We start from the raw sequence: 15,643 nt of genomic DNA on the forward strand, positions 1-15,643 counted from the left end.
CGCGTTCACACCGCGCCCGCGCCGGTCAGGGACCGCACCTCGGTCTCCGCGTGCTTCGCCTCGTCGGATGCCTCCCGGGAGGTGACCGTACCGAGCCAGCCCGCGAGGAAGCCGAGCGGAATGGAGACGACACCGGGGTTCTGCAGGGGGAAGAGCTGGAAGTCGACGCCCGGGAAGAGGGCCTCGGGGCTTCCGGAGACCACCGGGGAGAGCAGCACCAGCAGCACGGCCGGGACCAGGCCGCCGTAGACCGACCACACCGCTCCCCGGGTGGTGAAGTTCCGCCAGAACAGCGAGTACAGCAGGGCCGGCAGGTTGGCGGACGCGGCGACCGCGAAGGCGAGGCCGACGAGGAACGCCACGTTCAGGTCGCGGGCCACGAGCCCCAGCCCGATCGCGACCGCCCCGATCCCGGCCGCGGCGACCCGGGCGACAGCGACCTCGCTGTACTGCTTGGCGCGGCGGCGCCCCAGTGAAGCGTAGAGATCGTGCGCGACCGAGGCGGACGACGCGAGCGTGATACCGGCGACCACGGCGAGGATCGTCGCGAAGGCCACCGCCGCGACGATCGCGAAGAGCACGGCTCCTCCGGTCGAGCCGGCTCCTCCGCCGAGGTCCAGGGCGAGGAGCGGCACTGCGGTGTTGCCCGCGCTGTTGGACGTGCGTACTTCGTCGGTGCCGACGATCGCGGCCGCGCCGAACCCCAGCACGATCGTCATCAGGTAGAAGCTGCCGATGAGTCCGATGGCCCAGACGACGGACCGGCGGGCGGCCCGCGCGGTGGGCACGGTGTAGAAGCGGGAGAGGATGTGCGGCAGTCCGGCGGTGCCCAGGACGAGTGCCAGCCCGAGGCTGATGAAGTCCAGTCGGGCGGTCCAGTCCCCGCCGTACCTGAGACCGGGCGACAGAAAGTCCCGTCCGTGGCCGCTTCGTTCGGCGGCGGTCGTGAGCAACTGGTTGAAGTCGCCCTGGAAGCGGAGCAGGACCAGCACGGTGAGCGCGACGGCTCCCGCCATCAGCAGGACGGCCTTGACGATCTGGATCCAGGTGGTGGCCCGCATTCCTCCCATCGACACGTAGACGACCATCAGCGCGCCCACACCGATCACGGTCCATGAGCGCGCGGCCTCGCTCGTGCCGCCCAGGAGCAGCACGACCAGGCTGCCGGCCCCGACCATCTGGGCGACCAGATAGAGCACGGAGACGGTGACGGAGGACGTTCCCGCCGCGATCCTGACCGGCCGCTCCCGCATCCGGGCCGCGATGACGTCGGCGAGGGTGAACCGGCCGCAGTTGCGTACGAGTTCGGCCACGAGCATCAGCACGACCAGCCAGGCCACCAGGAAGCCGACGGAGTACAGCATCCCGTCGTACCCGAACAGGGCGATCAGGCCGGAGATGCCGAGGAAGGAGGCGGCCGACATGTAGTCGCCGGCGATGGCGAAACCGTTCTCCATGGGTGAGAAGAGCCGACCGCCGGCGTAGAACTCCTCGGCCGAGCCGCGCCGGCTGCGGCTGACCCAGGTGGTGATGGCCAGGGTGACCGCGATGAACGCGCTGAACAGCAGCAGCGCCAGGGTCTGGTGGTTTCCGGTCAACTCTGCGTCCCCCACGTCGTTCCGAAGCCTCCCCGTCCGCCGTCCGTACCCTGGTCCCGGCGCCCATCACGGCTTCGCTCCCGGTCGAACACGGTCCAGCGCAGGTCGAGCGCGGCCCGGTCCCGGTGCAGCCGGGCATGACGCACATAGGCCCAGGTCAGCACGAAGGTGGTGAGGAACTGGCCGAGGCCGGCGACCATGGCGACGTTCACCGCGCCGGCGACCGGCCGGGACATCAGCCCGGGGGCCGCGGTCGCGGCGACCACGTAGGCCACGTACCACGCGAAGAAGGCGACGGCAGCCGGCACGACGAACCGCCGGTAGCGGCCGCGCACCTCCTGGAACGCGGCGCTGCGCTGCACTTCCAGATAGATGTCGGCAGCGCTGTGGCTCCGCTCCGGCCGCTCGGGGCCGTACGGCGCCGCGCCGGTGGGAGATCCCGTTCCGTCCACTTCGCCCCAGCCGGAGGCCAGCGCGTCGTACCAAGGGTCATCGATCCGCAGCGGCGCAGCGGCGTCGAGTCCTTCCTGCTTCTCCACCGGTCAACTCTCCTTGTCAGCGAACCGTTTCGGCCGCGTGCCCAAGGATGGACAGACCAGGAAGATCTCGGACTCTTCAATCCGCGCTCTTCACTCCATTAGGTGACGGAACGGGACGGCTCCACCCGTGGGCCACGGGTGGAGCCGGTATGCCGAGCGTGCCGTCGCCGCGTCAGGCGTCGATGCGCGAGCGGTCCAGGGTGGCCGCGGAGCTGGTGATGAACTCCTTGCGCGGGGCGACGTCGTTGCCCATCAGCAGGTCGAAGACCTGTTCCGCCGACTCCAGGTCCCCGATGTTGATCCGGCGCAGGGTGCGGTGGCGCGGGTCCATGGTGGTCTCCGCCAGCTGGTCGGCGTCCATCTCGCCGAGGCCCTTGTAGCGCTGGATGGAGTCCTTGTACCGGACGCCCTTGCGCTGGAACTCCAGCAGCGTCTGGCGGAGTTCGTTGTCCGAGTACGTGTAGACGTACTTGTCCTGGCCCTTCTTGGGCTGGACGAGCTCGATGCGGTGCAGCGGCGGCACGGCGGCGAAGACCCGGCCCGCCTCGACCATCGGCCGCATGTACCGCTGGAAGAGCGTCAGCAGCAGGCAGCGGATGTGGGCGCCGTCGACGTCGGCGTCCACCAGGAGCACGATCTTGCCGTACCGCGCGGCGTCGATGTCGAAGGTCCGGCCGGAGCCCGCCCCTATGACCTGGATGATCGCGCCGCACTCGGCGTTCTTCAGCATGTCCGAGACGGACGACTTCTGAACGTTGAGGATCTTGCCGCGGATCGGCAGCAGTGCCTGGAACTCGCTGTTGCGGGCGAGCTTGGCGGTGCCGAGAGCGGAGTCCCCCTCGACGATGAAGAGCTCGCTGCGCTCCACGTCGTCGCTGCGGCAGTCGGCGAGCTTGGCGGGCAGGGACGAGGTCTCCAGCGCCGTCTTCCTGCGCTGCGCCTCCTTGTGCTGGCGGGCCGCGATCCGGGTACGGGCGGCGGCGACGGCCTTCTCCAGCACCGCGCGGGCCTGCGCCTTGGCGTCCCTCTTGGTGGAGGTCAGGAACGCCTTCAGCTCCCGGGCGACGACATTGGCGACAATACGGTTCGCCGCGGAGGTGCCGAGGACCTCCTTGGTCTGGCCCTCGAACTGCGGCTCGGCGAGCCGCACGGTCACGACCGCGGTGAGGCCCTCCAGGGCGTCGTCCTTGACGATGTCGTCCTCGGCGACGCGCAGCAGCTTGGTGGAGCGGAGCACTTCGTTCACCGTTTTGGTGACGGAGCGCTCGAAGCCGGTGACGTGGGTGCCGCCCTTCGGGGTGGCGATGATGTTCACGAACGACTTCACCGTGGTGTCGTACCCGGTGCCCCAGCGCAGCGCGACGTCGACACCCAGCTCGCGCGTGACCTCGGTGGGGGTCATGTGGCCGCGGTCGTCGAGGACCGGCACGGTCTCCTTGAAGGTGCCCTGGCCGGTGAGCCGGAGGACGTCGCAGACGGCCTTGTCCTGCGCGAGGAACTCGCAGAACTCGCTGATGCCGCCGTCGAAGCGGAACGTCTCCTCGGTCTTGCCCTCGCCGTCGATGCCCCGCTCGTCGCGCACGACGATGGTGAGGCCGGGCACCAGGAAGGCGGTCTGACGGGCGCGCTGGTACAGGTTCTCCAGGGAGAGCTTGGCGTCCTTGAGGAAGATCTGCCGGTCCGCCCAGTACCGCACGCGGGTGCCGGTGCGGGCCTTGGGCACGCGCTTGCCCTTGAGCAGGCCGTTCGCCGGATCGAACGGGGCGTCGGGGCCGGACTCGGTGAAGATGCCGGGGACGCCGCGGCGGAAGCTGATGGAGTGCGTGGCGCTGTTGCGGTCGACCTCGACGTCGAGCCGGGCCGACAGCGCGTTCACCACGGAGGCGCCCACGCCGTGCAGACCGCCGGACGCGGCGTACGAGCCGCCGCCGAACTTGCCGCCGGCGTGCAGCTTGGTCATGACGACCTCGACACCCGACAGCCCGGTCTTGGGCTCGACGTCGACGGGGATGCCGCGGCCGTTGTCCCGGACCTCCACGGACCCGTCGTCGTGGAGGATCACCTCGATGTGGTCGCAGTACCCGCCGAGGGCCTCGTCGACGGAGTTGTCGATGATCTCCCACAGGCAGTGCATCAGACCACGGCTGTCGGTGGACCCGATGTACATGCCAGGGCGCTTGCGGACGGCCTCGAGCCCCTCGAGGACGAGCAGGTGCCGCGCGGTGTAGTTGGAACCGTCACGGTCTGCGGTCAGCAGCGCACTGGACGGCACGGACGTCTCGGCGGTCACGCGGTTCGCTCCTCGCTGAATTTGAGATGTGGCCTGTGGGGGTAAAGGCCCGGCGCCTGTCGCCGGTCAGAGGGTACCGAGGCCTGGTAGAGCCGTTGTAACGCCACCCTCGTGAAAACTCATGCTAGTCCAGAGTCGCATGCCTGTTCGATCGCTCGATGGAGTGACGTGCACATCACGTTCCCTTCCAGGCATGAACCATTTAGGCTCCGGGCACGTCCTCATGAACAACCGGCAACCCAGCCGGGAGGGCTGAACGAGACAAGCAAGCAACCGCGAAACCCGTAAAGCACAGCAATACGGCTCATTCGCCGCCAACCGGCAGCAGACAGCCTCCTCGAAAAACTTTCGAGGAAAAGCCACGAGCGGGAACGTTTTCGGCCTGGTTGGATGTTGACCCTGGTACGACAGCTCGTCGAGCTAGAGAAGAGGCGACGTGACTACTGTTCTGACCCCCGCGAGCCCGCTGACGGCCGCCGATCGCTGCGACCGCTGTGGCGCCCAGGCATATCTGCGCGTCGTGCTGACCAGCGGTGGTGAGCTGCTCTTCTGTGCCCACCACGGGCGCAAGTTCGAGCCGGAACTCAAGAAGATCGCCGCGGAAATACAGGATGAGACGGACCGGCTCACGGCCGTTCCGAGCGCAGTCGAAGAGGACCGCTGACACTCGCATCCACGACGAGCCAGGGGCCGGTCCCGGACCGGCCGACGGGCGGCCGCCCCCGAGCCACGGGGGCGGCCGCCCGTTCTCGTTCTCACACGGCCGGCAGGACCGCGGCGACCCGGGTGTAGACGCCCGGGCTGTCGGCGTGTCCGCAGCCGCTCCCCCAGGACACCAGTCCGATCAACCGTCCCTGCGCCACCAGCGGCCCCCCGCTGTCGCCCTGACAGGCGTCCCTCCCGCCCTCCGGCGTGCCGGCGCACAGCATCGTGTCCGCCAGGTAGGCCCCGCCCCGGCTCGCGGGGTAGGCCCGCGCGCAGAGTTCGTCGGGCAGCACCTGGACCTGTGCGGAGCGAAGGGAGGACGCATAGGTGCCCCCGCCCGTGGTGTCGCCCCAGCCGTACACGGCGGCGGCCGTCCCCGGCCGGTACGCCGGATCACCGGGGCCGGCCATCTCGAGCACGTGGGTGCGCGGCAGCGCGGTCGCCAGCGTCAGTACGGCCAGGTCGCCGGACTGCGTACGGGGCTCGTAGTGGGGGCTGATCCTCGCGCGGGTCACGCGTATCTCGCGGCCTCCGGTGGACGTGAGCCGCTTACGGCCCGCGATGACCTTGAGATCGGCCAGCTCGGTCGGATCGGGGCCGAGCACATCGGGGCCCAGGCAGTGGGCGGCGGTGACCACTTTCGTCGGGGCGACGAGCACGCCTCCGCAGAACTGGCCCGCCCGCGTACCGCCGAACCGGTCACGGCTGGACAGCGCGACCACCCATGGGCTTTCGGAGGTGCTGACCGGCTGTCCGCCGACGACCACGCTGTCGGCCGCTGCGGGTGGCGGCGCGGCGAGTGACAGGGCCGCCGTTGCGGCTGTCGCGGCCGCCACCCCCGTCCATTTCCGGCTGGGTCGACGCATAGGGCCTCCTGACTCTCCGGTGAACGGTGTTCACTCAGGGTCGGTCAGTCGGCCCCGGCCCGCACCCTCGGGCGCAGACCGGTCCGGCACGCCGGAGGGCCCGGCCCCCTGCTGGGGAACCGGGCCCTCCGCTGCGTACGAACCGCGCCCGGACCGCATACGTCCGCATGCGGACGGTGGCTCAGTCCAGGTAGTCGCGCAGAACCTGGGAGCGCGACGGGTGGCGCAGCTTCGACATGGTCTTGGACTCGATCTGGCGGATGCGCTCACGGGTCACGCCGTAGACCTTGCCGATCTCGTCCAGGGTCTTCGGCTGGCCGTCGGTCAGGCCGAAGCGCATGGAGACGACGCCCGCCTCACGCTCGGAGAGCGTGTCGAGCACCGAGTGCAGCTGCTCCTGGAGGAGCGTGAAGCTCACCGCGTCGGCCGGCACGACCGCCTCGGAGTCCTCGATCAGGTCACCGAACTCGCTGTCGCCGTCCTCGCCGAGCGGGGTGTGCAGCGAGATCGGCTCGCGCCCGTACTTCTGGACCTCGATGACCTTCTCCGGGGTCATGTCGAGCTCCTTGGCCAGCTCCTCCGGGGTGGGCTCGCGGCCCAGGTCCTGGAGCATCTGGCGCTGGACGCGCGCGAGCTTGTTGATGACCTCGACCATGTGCACCGGGATACGGATGGTGCGGGCCTGGTCGGCCATGGCGCGGGTGATCGCCTGACGGATCCACCAGGTGGCGTACGTGGAGAACTTGTAGCCCTTGGTGTAGTCGAACTTCTCGACGGCGCGGATCAGACCCAGGTTGCCCTCCTGGATCAGGTCCAGGAAGAGCATGCCGCGGCCGGTGTACCGCTTGGCCAGCGAGACCACGAGGCGGAGGTTGGCCTCCAGCAGGTGGTTCTTGGCGCGGCGGCCGTCCTCGGCGATGATCTCCAGCTCGCGCTTGAGCTTGGGGGCGAGCTTGTCGGCGTTCGCCAGCTTGTCCTCGGCGAACAGGCCGGCCTCGATGCGCTTGGCGAGCTCGACCTCCTGCTCCGCGTTGAGGAGCGGGACCTTGCCGATCTGCTTCAGGTAGTCCTTGACCGGGTCGGCGGTGGCACCGGCGACGGCCACCTGCTGCGCGGGCGCGTCGTCCTCGTCCTCGTCCGACAGGACGAAGCCCTTGCTCTCGCCCTCGGCCTCTTCGTCCTCGCCCTTGCCGGGCGCGACGTCGTCGAGCAGCTCTTCGCCCTCGAGGACCTCGTCGGCGTCCTTCTTGCCCGCGGCCTTCTTGGCCGTGGTCTTCTTCGCGGCGGTGGTCTTCTTGACCGCCGTCTTCTTGGCCGCGGTCTTCTTCGCGGCCGTCTTCTTGGCAGGGGTACCGGCCTCGTCGGCCGGGGCGTCCGCGCTCTGGGCCGCCGGAGCCGCCGCGGCGGCCGCGACGGTCTTCGTCACGGTCGTCTTGGCGGTGACGGTCTTGGTGGCGGTGCGCTTTGCCGGGCTCTTCGCTGCGACGCTCTTGCGGGCGCGCTTCGGCGACTCCGCTGCACTGACCATCAGCGTCACACCCTCTTCCTCGAGGATCTGATTGAGGCTGCGCAGAACATTCTTCCACTGGGTTGGCGGAATCTGGTCAGCCTCGAAGGCCCGACGCACGTCATCGCCGGCGATCTGCCCATCAGCCTTTCCCCGCTCGATGAGCGCCATCACAGACTCGGACTCGGCGATCTCCGGCGGGAGCGTACGGGATGTGCTGGCCGACACGAACAACCTCTCGGAACGATGGAAACGGCTTCCGGCCCCGCCCATGATCGGGCCGGAGCCGACGACCGCCGGCTGGGAATGTGCCGACGACGCGGGCTGAACCTCGGAGCTGCACAGCGCCATGAACGGCGGCTGTATTCCCTCCTCGGCTGTCACCTCTTAGGTCATCGCAGTGTTTCGAGGAGTGTTACGCCCAATCCGCGTGGCCCGAGTCACACTCCGGGTCGGGACGAAAGGACCATACGGGGAGATCTCACCGCAATCGTGTCGCCGGGCCCCCAGGTACACCACCGGGTAACCCCGCGGGCGCTCCCTCGGGTACCCCTGGGGGCCGGGCGACACACAGTGCGGGCCTGGGTCCGTACACCGCCGTGCGCGGGGCCGCCCGGGACGGTCTCGCCGGGCAGGGCCGCGGACGGGGCCACGGACGGCGGGCTCAGTGCTCGCGGGGAGCGGGTACGACCCGCTCCACCTCCGGGTGGACGGTCAGCAGTTGGCGCATGGCCGATTCGGCGGCGGGGGCGTCGCCGGTGGCCAGTGCGTCGAGGATGCGGCCGTGCAGGGCGAGGCAGGGCTCGCTGGGCCGGTCGCAGCTGATCGCCGGGGAGCCGGAGACCTGGAGGGCAGCGGACACGATGCCGAAGAGGTGCTCCAGCATCCGGTTGCCGGCGAGCTGGATCAGAAGAGAGTGGAACTCCGCGTCCGCGCGGGAGAAGGTGATCGCGTCACCCTGAGCGAGGGCGTGGCCCATGATCTCGACCATGTCGCCGAGCCGCTGCTGGACGTCCTCGCGGCCGTGACCGGCGGCCAGCCGGGCGGCGAGGGGTTCGATCGTCCACCGGAGCTCGCTGAGCTCCCGGCGCTGGTCGTCGCGCTGCGGCCCGAAGGCCCGCCACTCGATGATGTCGGGGTCCAGGAGGTTCCAGTCGCTGACCGGGCGGACCCGGGTACCGACGTTGGGGCGGGCGCTGACCAGGCCCTTGGCCTCGAGGACGCGCAGCGACTCCCGTACCACGGTCCGGGAGACCTCGAACCGCTGGCCGATCTCCTCGGGCACGAGCGGGCGGTCGGCACCGAGATCGCCGGAGACGATCATCTGGCCGAGCTGCTGGACGAGTTGGCCGTGGAGCCCGCGGCCGCGGCTGCCGGCCGCTCGCCGGCCCACCCGGCCCAGGTCCGTGTCGGCGCCCTCCCAGGAAGGGGGCCCGACACGGTCGGCGGCGGGGGCCTCCGCGTAGGGGTAGCGGTCGAGTCCGCCCGGGGCCGCGAGGCCCGTCTCGACGGGGCGGGCGGCGGTCATCATGGTGTGCGCAAGGGTACTCACGCATCCTTTGTCGGCGCCGGTTCAGCAGCCCTTGAGGTCTTTGGTGAAAAGCACACGAAAGGGTGATCGGCGCTCGCTCTTCAATTGACGCCTTATCGGAAGGAAGCGGGCAATTTCCTAGGGAGTTGTGACCGTTTGGAGCGCTTTGGTCACCGGTTTGTCACCAACGGGCTCGGGGGCGCAGGCCGGTGAACAGATAAGCGCAGATCAGTGCGGCCAGGGACAACACCAGTGCGGTTCCCACCGGTTGACCGACGACCCGCACGGCGGCGAGGAGCCAGCGGTCGGCCTCGTACGGCCACTCCGTCCAGGCCAGCTCGCGCAGCCGGCCGGGCAGCCCGGCGATCGAGCGTGCGGCCGGGCCGTCGATCGCCTTCTGCACGAGCGGCGTGATGATGACCGGTACGGCCAGCACGGCGGCGATGCCGGCCGCGGTCGCACGGAAGACACCGGCGGCGAGGAGCCCGGCCCAGGCGCAGCCCATCGAGAGCGCGGCCCAACTCACCCACAGTGAGGCCCAGTTGCCGGGCAGGGGGACGGCGTCGGCGCCGTACACCAGCCGCAGCGCCGCCAGATCGGCCACCGCGACGAGCAGGGCGAGCAGCAGGGCACAGCAGGCCGCCACGGCGAGTTTGGCGAGGAGCAGGCCGAGCCGGCGGGGGACGGTGCCCCGGCCGGAGGAGAGGGCCGGGTAGCGGTATTCGTCACCGAACGACAGTGCGCCGAGCAGGCCCGCGCCGAAGGCCGCGGGGGGCAGCGGGAAGAGTGCGGGCCAGGCGGCGAGGGCGGCGGGCAGCGGGGTGCGCCCGCCGCGGGCGAGCAGGACGGCGATCACGGCGGAGGCGACGAGGACGGCGGCGGCGGTCAGGGGCGTGCTGGGGACGCCGAGGAGTCTGCGCACCTCGTAGCGCAGCGGGCGCAGCGGGCTGCGCCGCGGCCTGGGGGCGGCCGGGACCGGCAGCACGTCCGCTTCCGGCGCGGGGCGGGCGGCGGCCTTCCGTTCGGGCGCGGGAGCCGGGGGCGGGCCGCTGTCGCCGACCTCGTCGGCGAGCCGGTGGACGAGGATGCCGTGCCGGAACGCGGTTTCGCCGATCTCCGCGCAGTCGCTTCCGTAGACGGAGAGACGGTTGCCGCCTTCGGCCACCACTTCGACGGAGCGGCGGCCCGCGCGGGCCTCGCGGCTGACGACGGCCGCCAGACGGGCTGCGTGCGGGGTGCGGACGGCGACGCGGGGGCGCAGCCGCGTGCGGGCGAAGGCGGCGGCGTCCTGGTCGGCGACGAGCCGCCCCTCGTGGATGGTGACGACCCGGTCGGCGGTCCGGGCGGCCTCCTTGGGGTCGTCGGTCGTGTAGAGCACCGTGCCGCCGTGGGCGGCGTGGGCGCGCAGCAGCCCGTAGAGCCAGCTGTTCTCGCGCGGGGACAGCCCGGCGGCCGGCTCGTCGAGGATGAGGGTGTGCGGGTCTCCCAACAGCGCGGAGGCGAGACCGAGTCGGCGCTCCATGCCCAGGGAGAGGCTGCCGAGGCGCTGGGCCCGCAGGCCCGCCAGGCCGACGATGTCGAGCATGTCGTCGGCGCGGGAGGCGGGCACTCCGGCGGCCGCGCAGAGCAGCCGCAGCTGGCCGCGGGCGGTGCGGGCGGGGTGTCCGGGTACGTCGCCAAGGAGCACCCCGACCTCTCGGGCGGGGTGGGCGATGCGGTGGAGCGGGCGGCCGCGGAAGTACGTGACGCCCCGGCCCGGTTCGAGTTCGAGCATCAGCCGCAGGGCGGTGGTCTTTCCGGCGCCCGGGGCTCCAAGGAGCGCGGTGACACGGCCTGGAGGCGCCTCGAAGGTGAGATCGTCCACGGCGGGCGGAACGTCTCGGCGGCGGTTGCTGGTGAGTCCGATTGCCTGGAGCATCGTTCTCTCTCGCGGTAGGTGAGACCGCTCGGCGGCAGGGCGGGTACCGCAGAAAGATAACGCGACATTTCGGACTTTTTATGCAGCCTGGAGAGCGTGGGGCCGGGTTTCAGACCTCCGGACGCAGCATCGGCGGGTTCAGCAGCGTCGCCCCGCCGGCCCGGAACAACTGCGCCGGCCTGCCGCCCTGCCGCGTGGTGGTGCCGCCGGAGGGCACCAGGAAGCCGGGCGTACCGGTCACCTTCCGGTGGAAGTTGCGCGGGTCCAGCGCCACTCCCCACACCGCTTCGTACACCCGCCTCAGCTCGCCGACGGTGAACTCCGGCGGGCAGAACGCGGTGGCCAGCGACGAGTACTCGATCTTCGAGCGGGCCCGCTCGACCCCGTCGGCCAGGATCTGCGCGTGGTCGAAGGCGAGCGGGGCGGGCAGCTCGTCCTCGCGCCCGAAGCCGCCCTCCTGATTGAGGAGGTCCTCGACGGGCGCCCAGCGGGCGCTGTTGGCGTCACCGCCGGCACGGGGCGCGGGGAGGTCGGGGGCGAGCGCGAGATGGGCGACGCTGACGACCCGCATCCGGGGATCACGCTTGGGGTCGCCATAGGTGGCCAGCTGCTCGAGGTGGGCCCCGTTCCCCGCCTCGGGGAGCGGCTCTGCCGGATCGTGCACGCACAGGCCCGTCTCCTCGACCAGTTCGCGCGCGGCGGCGGCCCCGAGATCCTCGTCGGGCCGCACGAACCCGCCGGGAAGCGCCCAGCGTCCCTGGAACGGCTGCTCCCCACGCCGCACCACCAGTGCGCACAGGGCGTGGCGGCGGACCGTGAGCACGACCAGGTCGACGGTCACGGCGAAGGGCGGAAAAGCCGACGGGTCGTAGGGTGACATGCCGCGATCATAGTCGTCTCCCTGACGATAAGCACGTCCCTGGACCTCTACCGTGGTCACTTCTTCTCCCATGGCCGTGTCGGCGGTACGCATACCGTCATACCCCCAGCTGAAGATCGTCGGCGGCTTCTTCGACCATGCCGAGGCCGAGCCGGCTGACCCGGACCGCGAACGGCTCGCCCGCGACGCTCAACCCCGCCAGGCGGACCGCTCCGAGCGGCGCTCCGCGCAGGGGGTGCAGGGCGACCGTCCCGGCGGGCGCGTCGGGCCTGATGCCGGCCAGGGCGGCCAGCACATGGACGGAGGCGGCCGACGCCACCGCCGCGGGACGGCACGCGGCCGGGTGCGGCACCGGTGCGCTGCCGCTGGTGCGCTGTTCCCCCGCGTACATCTCGGGCAGCCGGTAGGCGAACGCCTCGGCCGCGTCGAGCAGACCGCGCAGCAGGGACGTCGCCTCCTTCTCGTAGCCCGCGGCGGCCAGGCCGGCGACGGCCACGGCCGTCTCGTGCACCCGGACCGCGCCCGCACGGTGCCCGAAGGGGTTGTGCCCCGGCTCCTTGACCCCGAGGCTGCGCAGACCCCAGCCGGAGTCCAGGGCGGGCCCGCCGAGCAACCGGGCGAGCTGCTCGGTCTGCACCTTGTCCAGCAGGCCTTCGGCGAGCCGACCGCCGCCGACGAGTCCGGTGTCCAGGAGGTGCGCCGCACCCCCACCGAGGTGCGGCAGGGGTCTGCCGTCCCCCGTCCGTGCGGCGGCCGGTCGCCCCCCGGTGCGGTCGTCGACCCAGAACTCCTCCCGGAACCGGTGCCGCAGGGCGTACGCCCAGTCGCGCCAGGAATCCGCTCCGGACCGGCCGCAGGCCTCCAGGAGGTCGGCGCCCAGCAGGGCCGCGCGGTGCGCGTGTGCCTGGGTCTCGGCGCGTCGCAGCCCGGGGGGCCCCGGCTCGCGCACCAGGCCGCGCTCGTCGGTGACCCCGCGCAGCCAGCGCAGGCACCGCTCTGCCGCCGGGAGCAGCTCCTCCACGTCCTGGTCGGGCAGACCCCAGCGCCGGGCCTCGGCGAGCACCGCGGGGAAGGCGAGGGTCGCCTCGACGCCGGTGCAACCGGGCGGGAGGTGGGGGCCGCTGTCCCGCAGGGGACCGGGGATCCGTCCCGCGCCGGGCCCGGTGCCGCCGAGCTGGGTGCGAGCAAGGGTGCGCAGGGTGGCCGCGGCGAGCTGGGGGCCGAGCGGGAGGGCCATGCGCGCTGCCCACAGGGATTCCGCCGGGGCGGGTCCGCAACGCCACGGGACGCCGGCGGCCGGATGGAGGTCGGAGGGGTGCGCCGGATCGCGCAACAGCAGCGCCCGCAGGTCGTCGAGGCCGGCCCGGAGCAGCTTCTCCACACGCGGATCGTCGCCCTCGGCGCGGGCTTCGGGAAGGCTGTTGCCGGTGCGTCCGGCCGGTCGGACGGGGCGCCCCGACCGGACGCGCAGCTCGATGGTGCGGGCCTCGCCGGGTTCGAGCCGCAGCTCCCAGCACAGCAGCCCGGCCGACGCCAGGGCGTCCTTGGGGGGCGGATCGGCCGTGACGATCGCCTGCGCCCCGTCGGGTGCCGACCATCGCATGCCGGAGTCGTGGACCGTGGCGCGCAGTTCGGGTCCGGCCCGGCCGGCCGCGACCGCCCCGAGATCCGCGAGGTCGGTCCCGAGCGCGAGCTCGACCGGCAGCCGGACCGTGTGGCCCGCCGAGCTGCGCAGGGTGATCCGCTCGGTCCCGTCCGCGTCCCTGGAACGCTCCACTCCCACGCCTGGGTCGGGGCCGGGGTCGGCCGCGGTCCGCACCACGGCGAAGAACCGGGCGCGGTCGGCCGCGACCAGTCTTCCCTGCACCGCCACCGGTTCGCGGCCGGCGACCCGGAGTCTGGAGCGGGACAGAAGGCGGCGGCCCGACTGGTAGACGCCTTCCAGTCCCTGGCCGTTGAGCTGGCCGTGCTCCGCCGAGACCGCGAGGCAGGGCAGGGCCACACAGATGAGGGCGTTGTGCACGGACGGCAGGTCACCCGGCCGACCGCTGCCCGGCGGGGCGAGAGCGGCCGGGGCCGGGGGTGCGAGGACGCCGGCCGGCGGGGCGAGCCCGGCGGAGGCCGGCTGCCGGGCCGGCGAGACGGGGGGCTGGGACGGGACAGTGCGGTCCATGGGTGGTCTGCTGAGCCTTCTGTGCGCTCCGGACAGCCGCTGAGGTTACGGCGGCACGGGTCGTGCGACTCCGCCACACAGGTGAACGGCGACACAGGCGCACTGGTCACGGCCCTCATCGCCCGCTCCTGCCGCCGCGCTGTCCGCCGGTCCGCCGGTCTCCGCCGTACGGCACGCCGCCCCGTCGGCTCCCGGGCCCCGGTCCCCCCGCGGGGTTGATGCCGGCCCGCCGCGCGCCGCGACGGAGGGAGGCCGGTCCCTGGCCGTGCCTCGGCGGCCGGGCCGGTCCCCGGCCGGCTCGGCGGCCGGTACCCGGTTCCGCGTTACCGGCCGCCGCGGCGACCTCACCCGCGCCGACGGCGGCCGGTGTCCCGGCCCCGGTGCGGGCGGTCCGGGCCTGGCGGAGGCAGGCCCGCAGCGACTCGGGGTCCAGGTCCTCGTTGCACGCCTGGTGCAGCAGCCGGGCGAAGACGTACTCGGGATCGGCCTCCAGGGCGAGCCCGAGCGCGACCCGTGCGCTCGGCTCGTCGCCCGTCGACCAGGCCACCCAGCCGGCCAGGGTGAGGGGCGCGGTGGCGTGCTCCGCGTAGGCCCCGGAGCAGCGGCGGGCCAGTACCCGCCACAGCCGCAGCGCCGGTCCGGCTTCCGCGCCCTCCATCCACTCCGCCGCCTGGTCCCTGGTCTCCCGGTCCTGCAGGCCCATGATCAGGGCAGCCGCCTCGTCGGGGCCGATCAGGGCGTCGTCCCCCGCGTCGCCGTCGACGCCCGCCCCCGCCGGGCTCTCCGTGAGCCTGGCCATCAGGCGGACGGCCAGCGCCAGTGTCCGCGAGCGCACCCGGTCGCGTTCCCCCGCGGCCAGGATCCTGGGCATCAGCTCCGCACTGGCCCTGTCCAGGGCCCGCTCCTGCTCCCGCTGCCGCTCCCGCACGCTCCGGGCCTCCGGCCGCGGTGGCCGCAGCCGTGCTTCCATCTCGCGCAGTGTGCCCCGCACTTGGATACCCGCGTACGCCGCGGCGGCCGCCATCACCGAGGTCCCGGGCAGGGCCAGGGCGTTGCCGTCGGGAGGACAGCACCGGCTGTCGGGACAGCAGTACGACCAGAAGCGCCCGTCGGAGATGCAGAGCGCTTCGTACACGGGCACGTCGAGCGCTCCACAGGCCGTTCGGAGCCGCTGTGCGAGCGGTCGCAGACGCTCCATCACTCGCGTGCCCGTCTCACCGTCGGCCGGGTCCTGGCAGAGGAAGACGACGATGCCGTCCGGCCGGGAGCCGCGCCGCTCGCAGCCTTCGACGAGGCATTCGGCGAGCTGCTCCGCCATGGGCGACCACTCCTTCGGCGAGCGCGGAATGCCGAGCCTGACCCGGCCGCCGAAGCGGCCGCGGCGCCCGTGCAGCGCGACCAGGACGATCGAGTCGGTCGGGTGATAGCCCAGCATGTACGGCAGCGCATCGGCCAGTTCGGCCGGGCCGCGCAGGGTGATCTGCTGGTCGTCGGTGGGTCCGGTGGTGTCGCGGTGCTTGTTCATGGCCCGACCGTCCCGCAGACCCCACGAGACCGTCGACCCCTGTGGATAACGTTGTCCACAGGTGCTGGAGGTCTGCTCGCGCTCCTGGCGCCCCGCTGGTATACGCCCGCC

The 15,643-nt window shown here is 72.1% G+C and carries 12 protein-coding genes; 2 read left to right on the top strand and 10 right to left on the bottom strand.

The genetic code is table 11. The features are described 5' to 3' along the window. Window positions 1-5 precede the first annotated feature (5 nt). From ACY34K_RS11095 to ACY34K_RS11105, 3 genes are all read right to left on the bottom strand, one after another. Complete coding sequence (locus tag ACY34K_RS11095) at window positions 6-1,598, bottom strand: solute symporter family protein (protein WP_462746006.1); 1,593 nt, start codon at window positions 1,596-1,598, stop codon at window positions 6-8. Further along, window positions 1,595-2,137, bottom strand: a complete 543-nt coding sequence (locus tag ACY34K_RS11100) for a DUF485 domain-containing protein (RefSeq protein ID WP_462746007.1) — start codon at window positions 2,135-2,137, stop codon at window positions 1,595-1,597. Before ACY34K_RS11100 ends, ACY34K_RS11095 begins: the two co-directional genes overlap by 4 nt. A 172-nt stretch (window positions 2,138-2,309) precedes the next feature. Continuing rightward, window positions 2,310-4,427 (bottom strand): DNA gyrase/topoisomerase IV subunit B, encoded by a 2,118-nt coding sequence (locus ACY34K_RS11105; protein WP_462746008.1) that lies wholly within the window; start codon window positions 4,425-4,427, stop codon window positions 2,310-2,312. A gap of 436 nt (window positions 4,428-4,863) precedes the next feature. Between ACY34K_RS11105 and ACY34K_RS11110 the strand changes: the two genes are divergently transcribed. Then, window positions 4,864-5,091, top strand: coding sequence for a DUF7455 domain-containing protein (locus ACY34K_RS11110; RefSeq protein ID WP_392220176.1), 228 nt, complete (start codon window positions 4,864-4,866; stop codon window positions 5,089-5,091). 91 nt (window positions 5,092-5,182) lie between these two features. Here the strand turns inward: ACY34K_RS11110 and ACY34K_RS11115 are convergent, their stop codons facing one another. Continuing rightward, window positions 5,183-5,998, bottom strand: coding sequence for a serine protease (locus ACY34K_RS11115; protein ID WP_462746009.1), 816 nt, complete (start codon window positions 5,996-5,998; stop codon window positions 5,183-5,185). 181 nt (window positions 5,999-6,179) lie between these two features. Further along, window positions 6,180-7,733 (bottom strand): RNA polymerase sigma factor, encoded by a 1,554-nt coding sequence (locus tag ACY34K_RS11120; RefSeq protein WP_462746010.1) that lies wholly within the window; start codon window positions 7,731-7,733, stop codon window positions 6,180-6,182. On the opposite strand from ACY34K_RS11120, the gene ACY34K_RS11125 reads away from it, so the two are divergent. Then, window positions 7,666-7,833 (top strand): hypothetical protein, encoded by a 168-nt coding sequence (locus tag ACY34K_RS11125; RefSeq protein WP_462746086.1) that lies wholly within the window; start codon window positions 7,666-7,668, stop codon window positions 7,831-7,833. The two genes, ACY34K_RS11120 and ACY34K_RS11125, sit on opposite strands and share 68 nt — an antisense overlap. Before the next feature lie 336 nt (window positions 7,834-8,169). Here ACY34K_RS11125 and ACY34K_RS11130 read toward each other — a convergent pair whose 3' ends face one another. From ACY34K_RS11130 to ACY34K_RS11150, 5 genes are all read right to left on the bottom strand, one after another. Continuing rightward, window positions 8,170-9,057, bottom strand: coding sequence for a FadR/GntR family transcriptional regulator (locus tag ACY34K_RS11130; protein ID WP_462746011.1), 888 nt, complete (start codon window positions 9,055-9,057; stop codon window positions 8,170-8,172). A gap of 160 nt (window positions 9,058-9,217) precedes the next feature. Beyond that, complete coding sequence (locus ACY34K_RS11135) at window positions 9,218-10,954, bottom strand: ABC transporter ATP-binding protein (RefSeq protein WP_462746012.1); 1,737 nt, start codon at window positions 10,952-10,954, stop codon at window positions 9,218-9,220. A 109-nt stretch (window positions 10,955-11,063) separates the two neighbouring features. Further along, window positions 11,064-11,834 carry an NUDIX hydrolase gene (locus tag ACY34K_RS11140; protein ID WP_462746013.1) on the bottom strand — a complete coding sequence of 257 codons (771 nt, stop codon included), beginning with the start codon at window positions 11,832-11,834 and terminating at the stop codon, window positions 11,064-11,066. A 97-nt stretch (window positions 11,835-11,931) separates the two neighbouring features. Then, window positions 11,932-14,007, bottom strand: a complete 2,076-nt coding sequence (locus ACY34K_RS11145; protein WP_462746014.1) for a glycogen debranching N-terminal domain-containing protein — start codon at window positions 14,005-14,007, stop codon at window positions 11,932-11,934. Between the two features lie 115 nt (window positions 14,008-14,122). Beyond that, window positions 14,123-15,532, bottom strand: a complete 1,410-nt coding sequence (locus ACY34K_RS11150; protein WP_462746015.1) for a DUF4192 domain-containing protein — start codon at window positions 15,530-15,532, stop codon at window positions 14,123-14,125. Window positions 15,533-15,643: the final 111 nt, after the last annotated feature.

This window comes from Streptomyces sp. STAM6, from assembly GCF_054963715.1.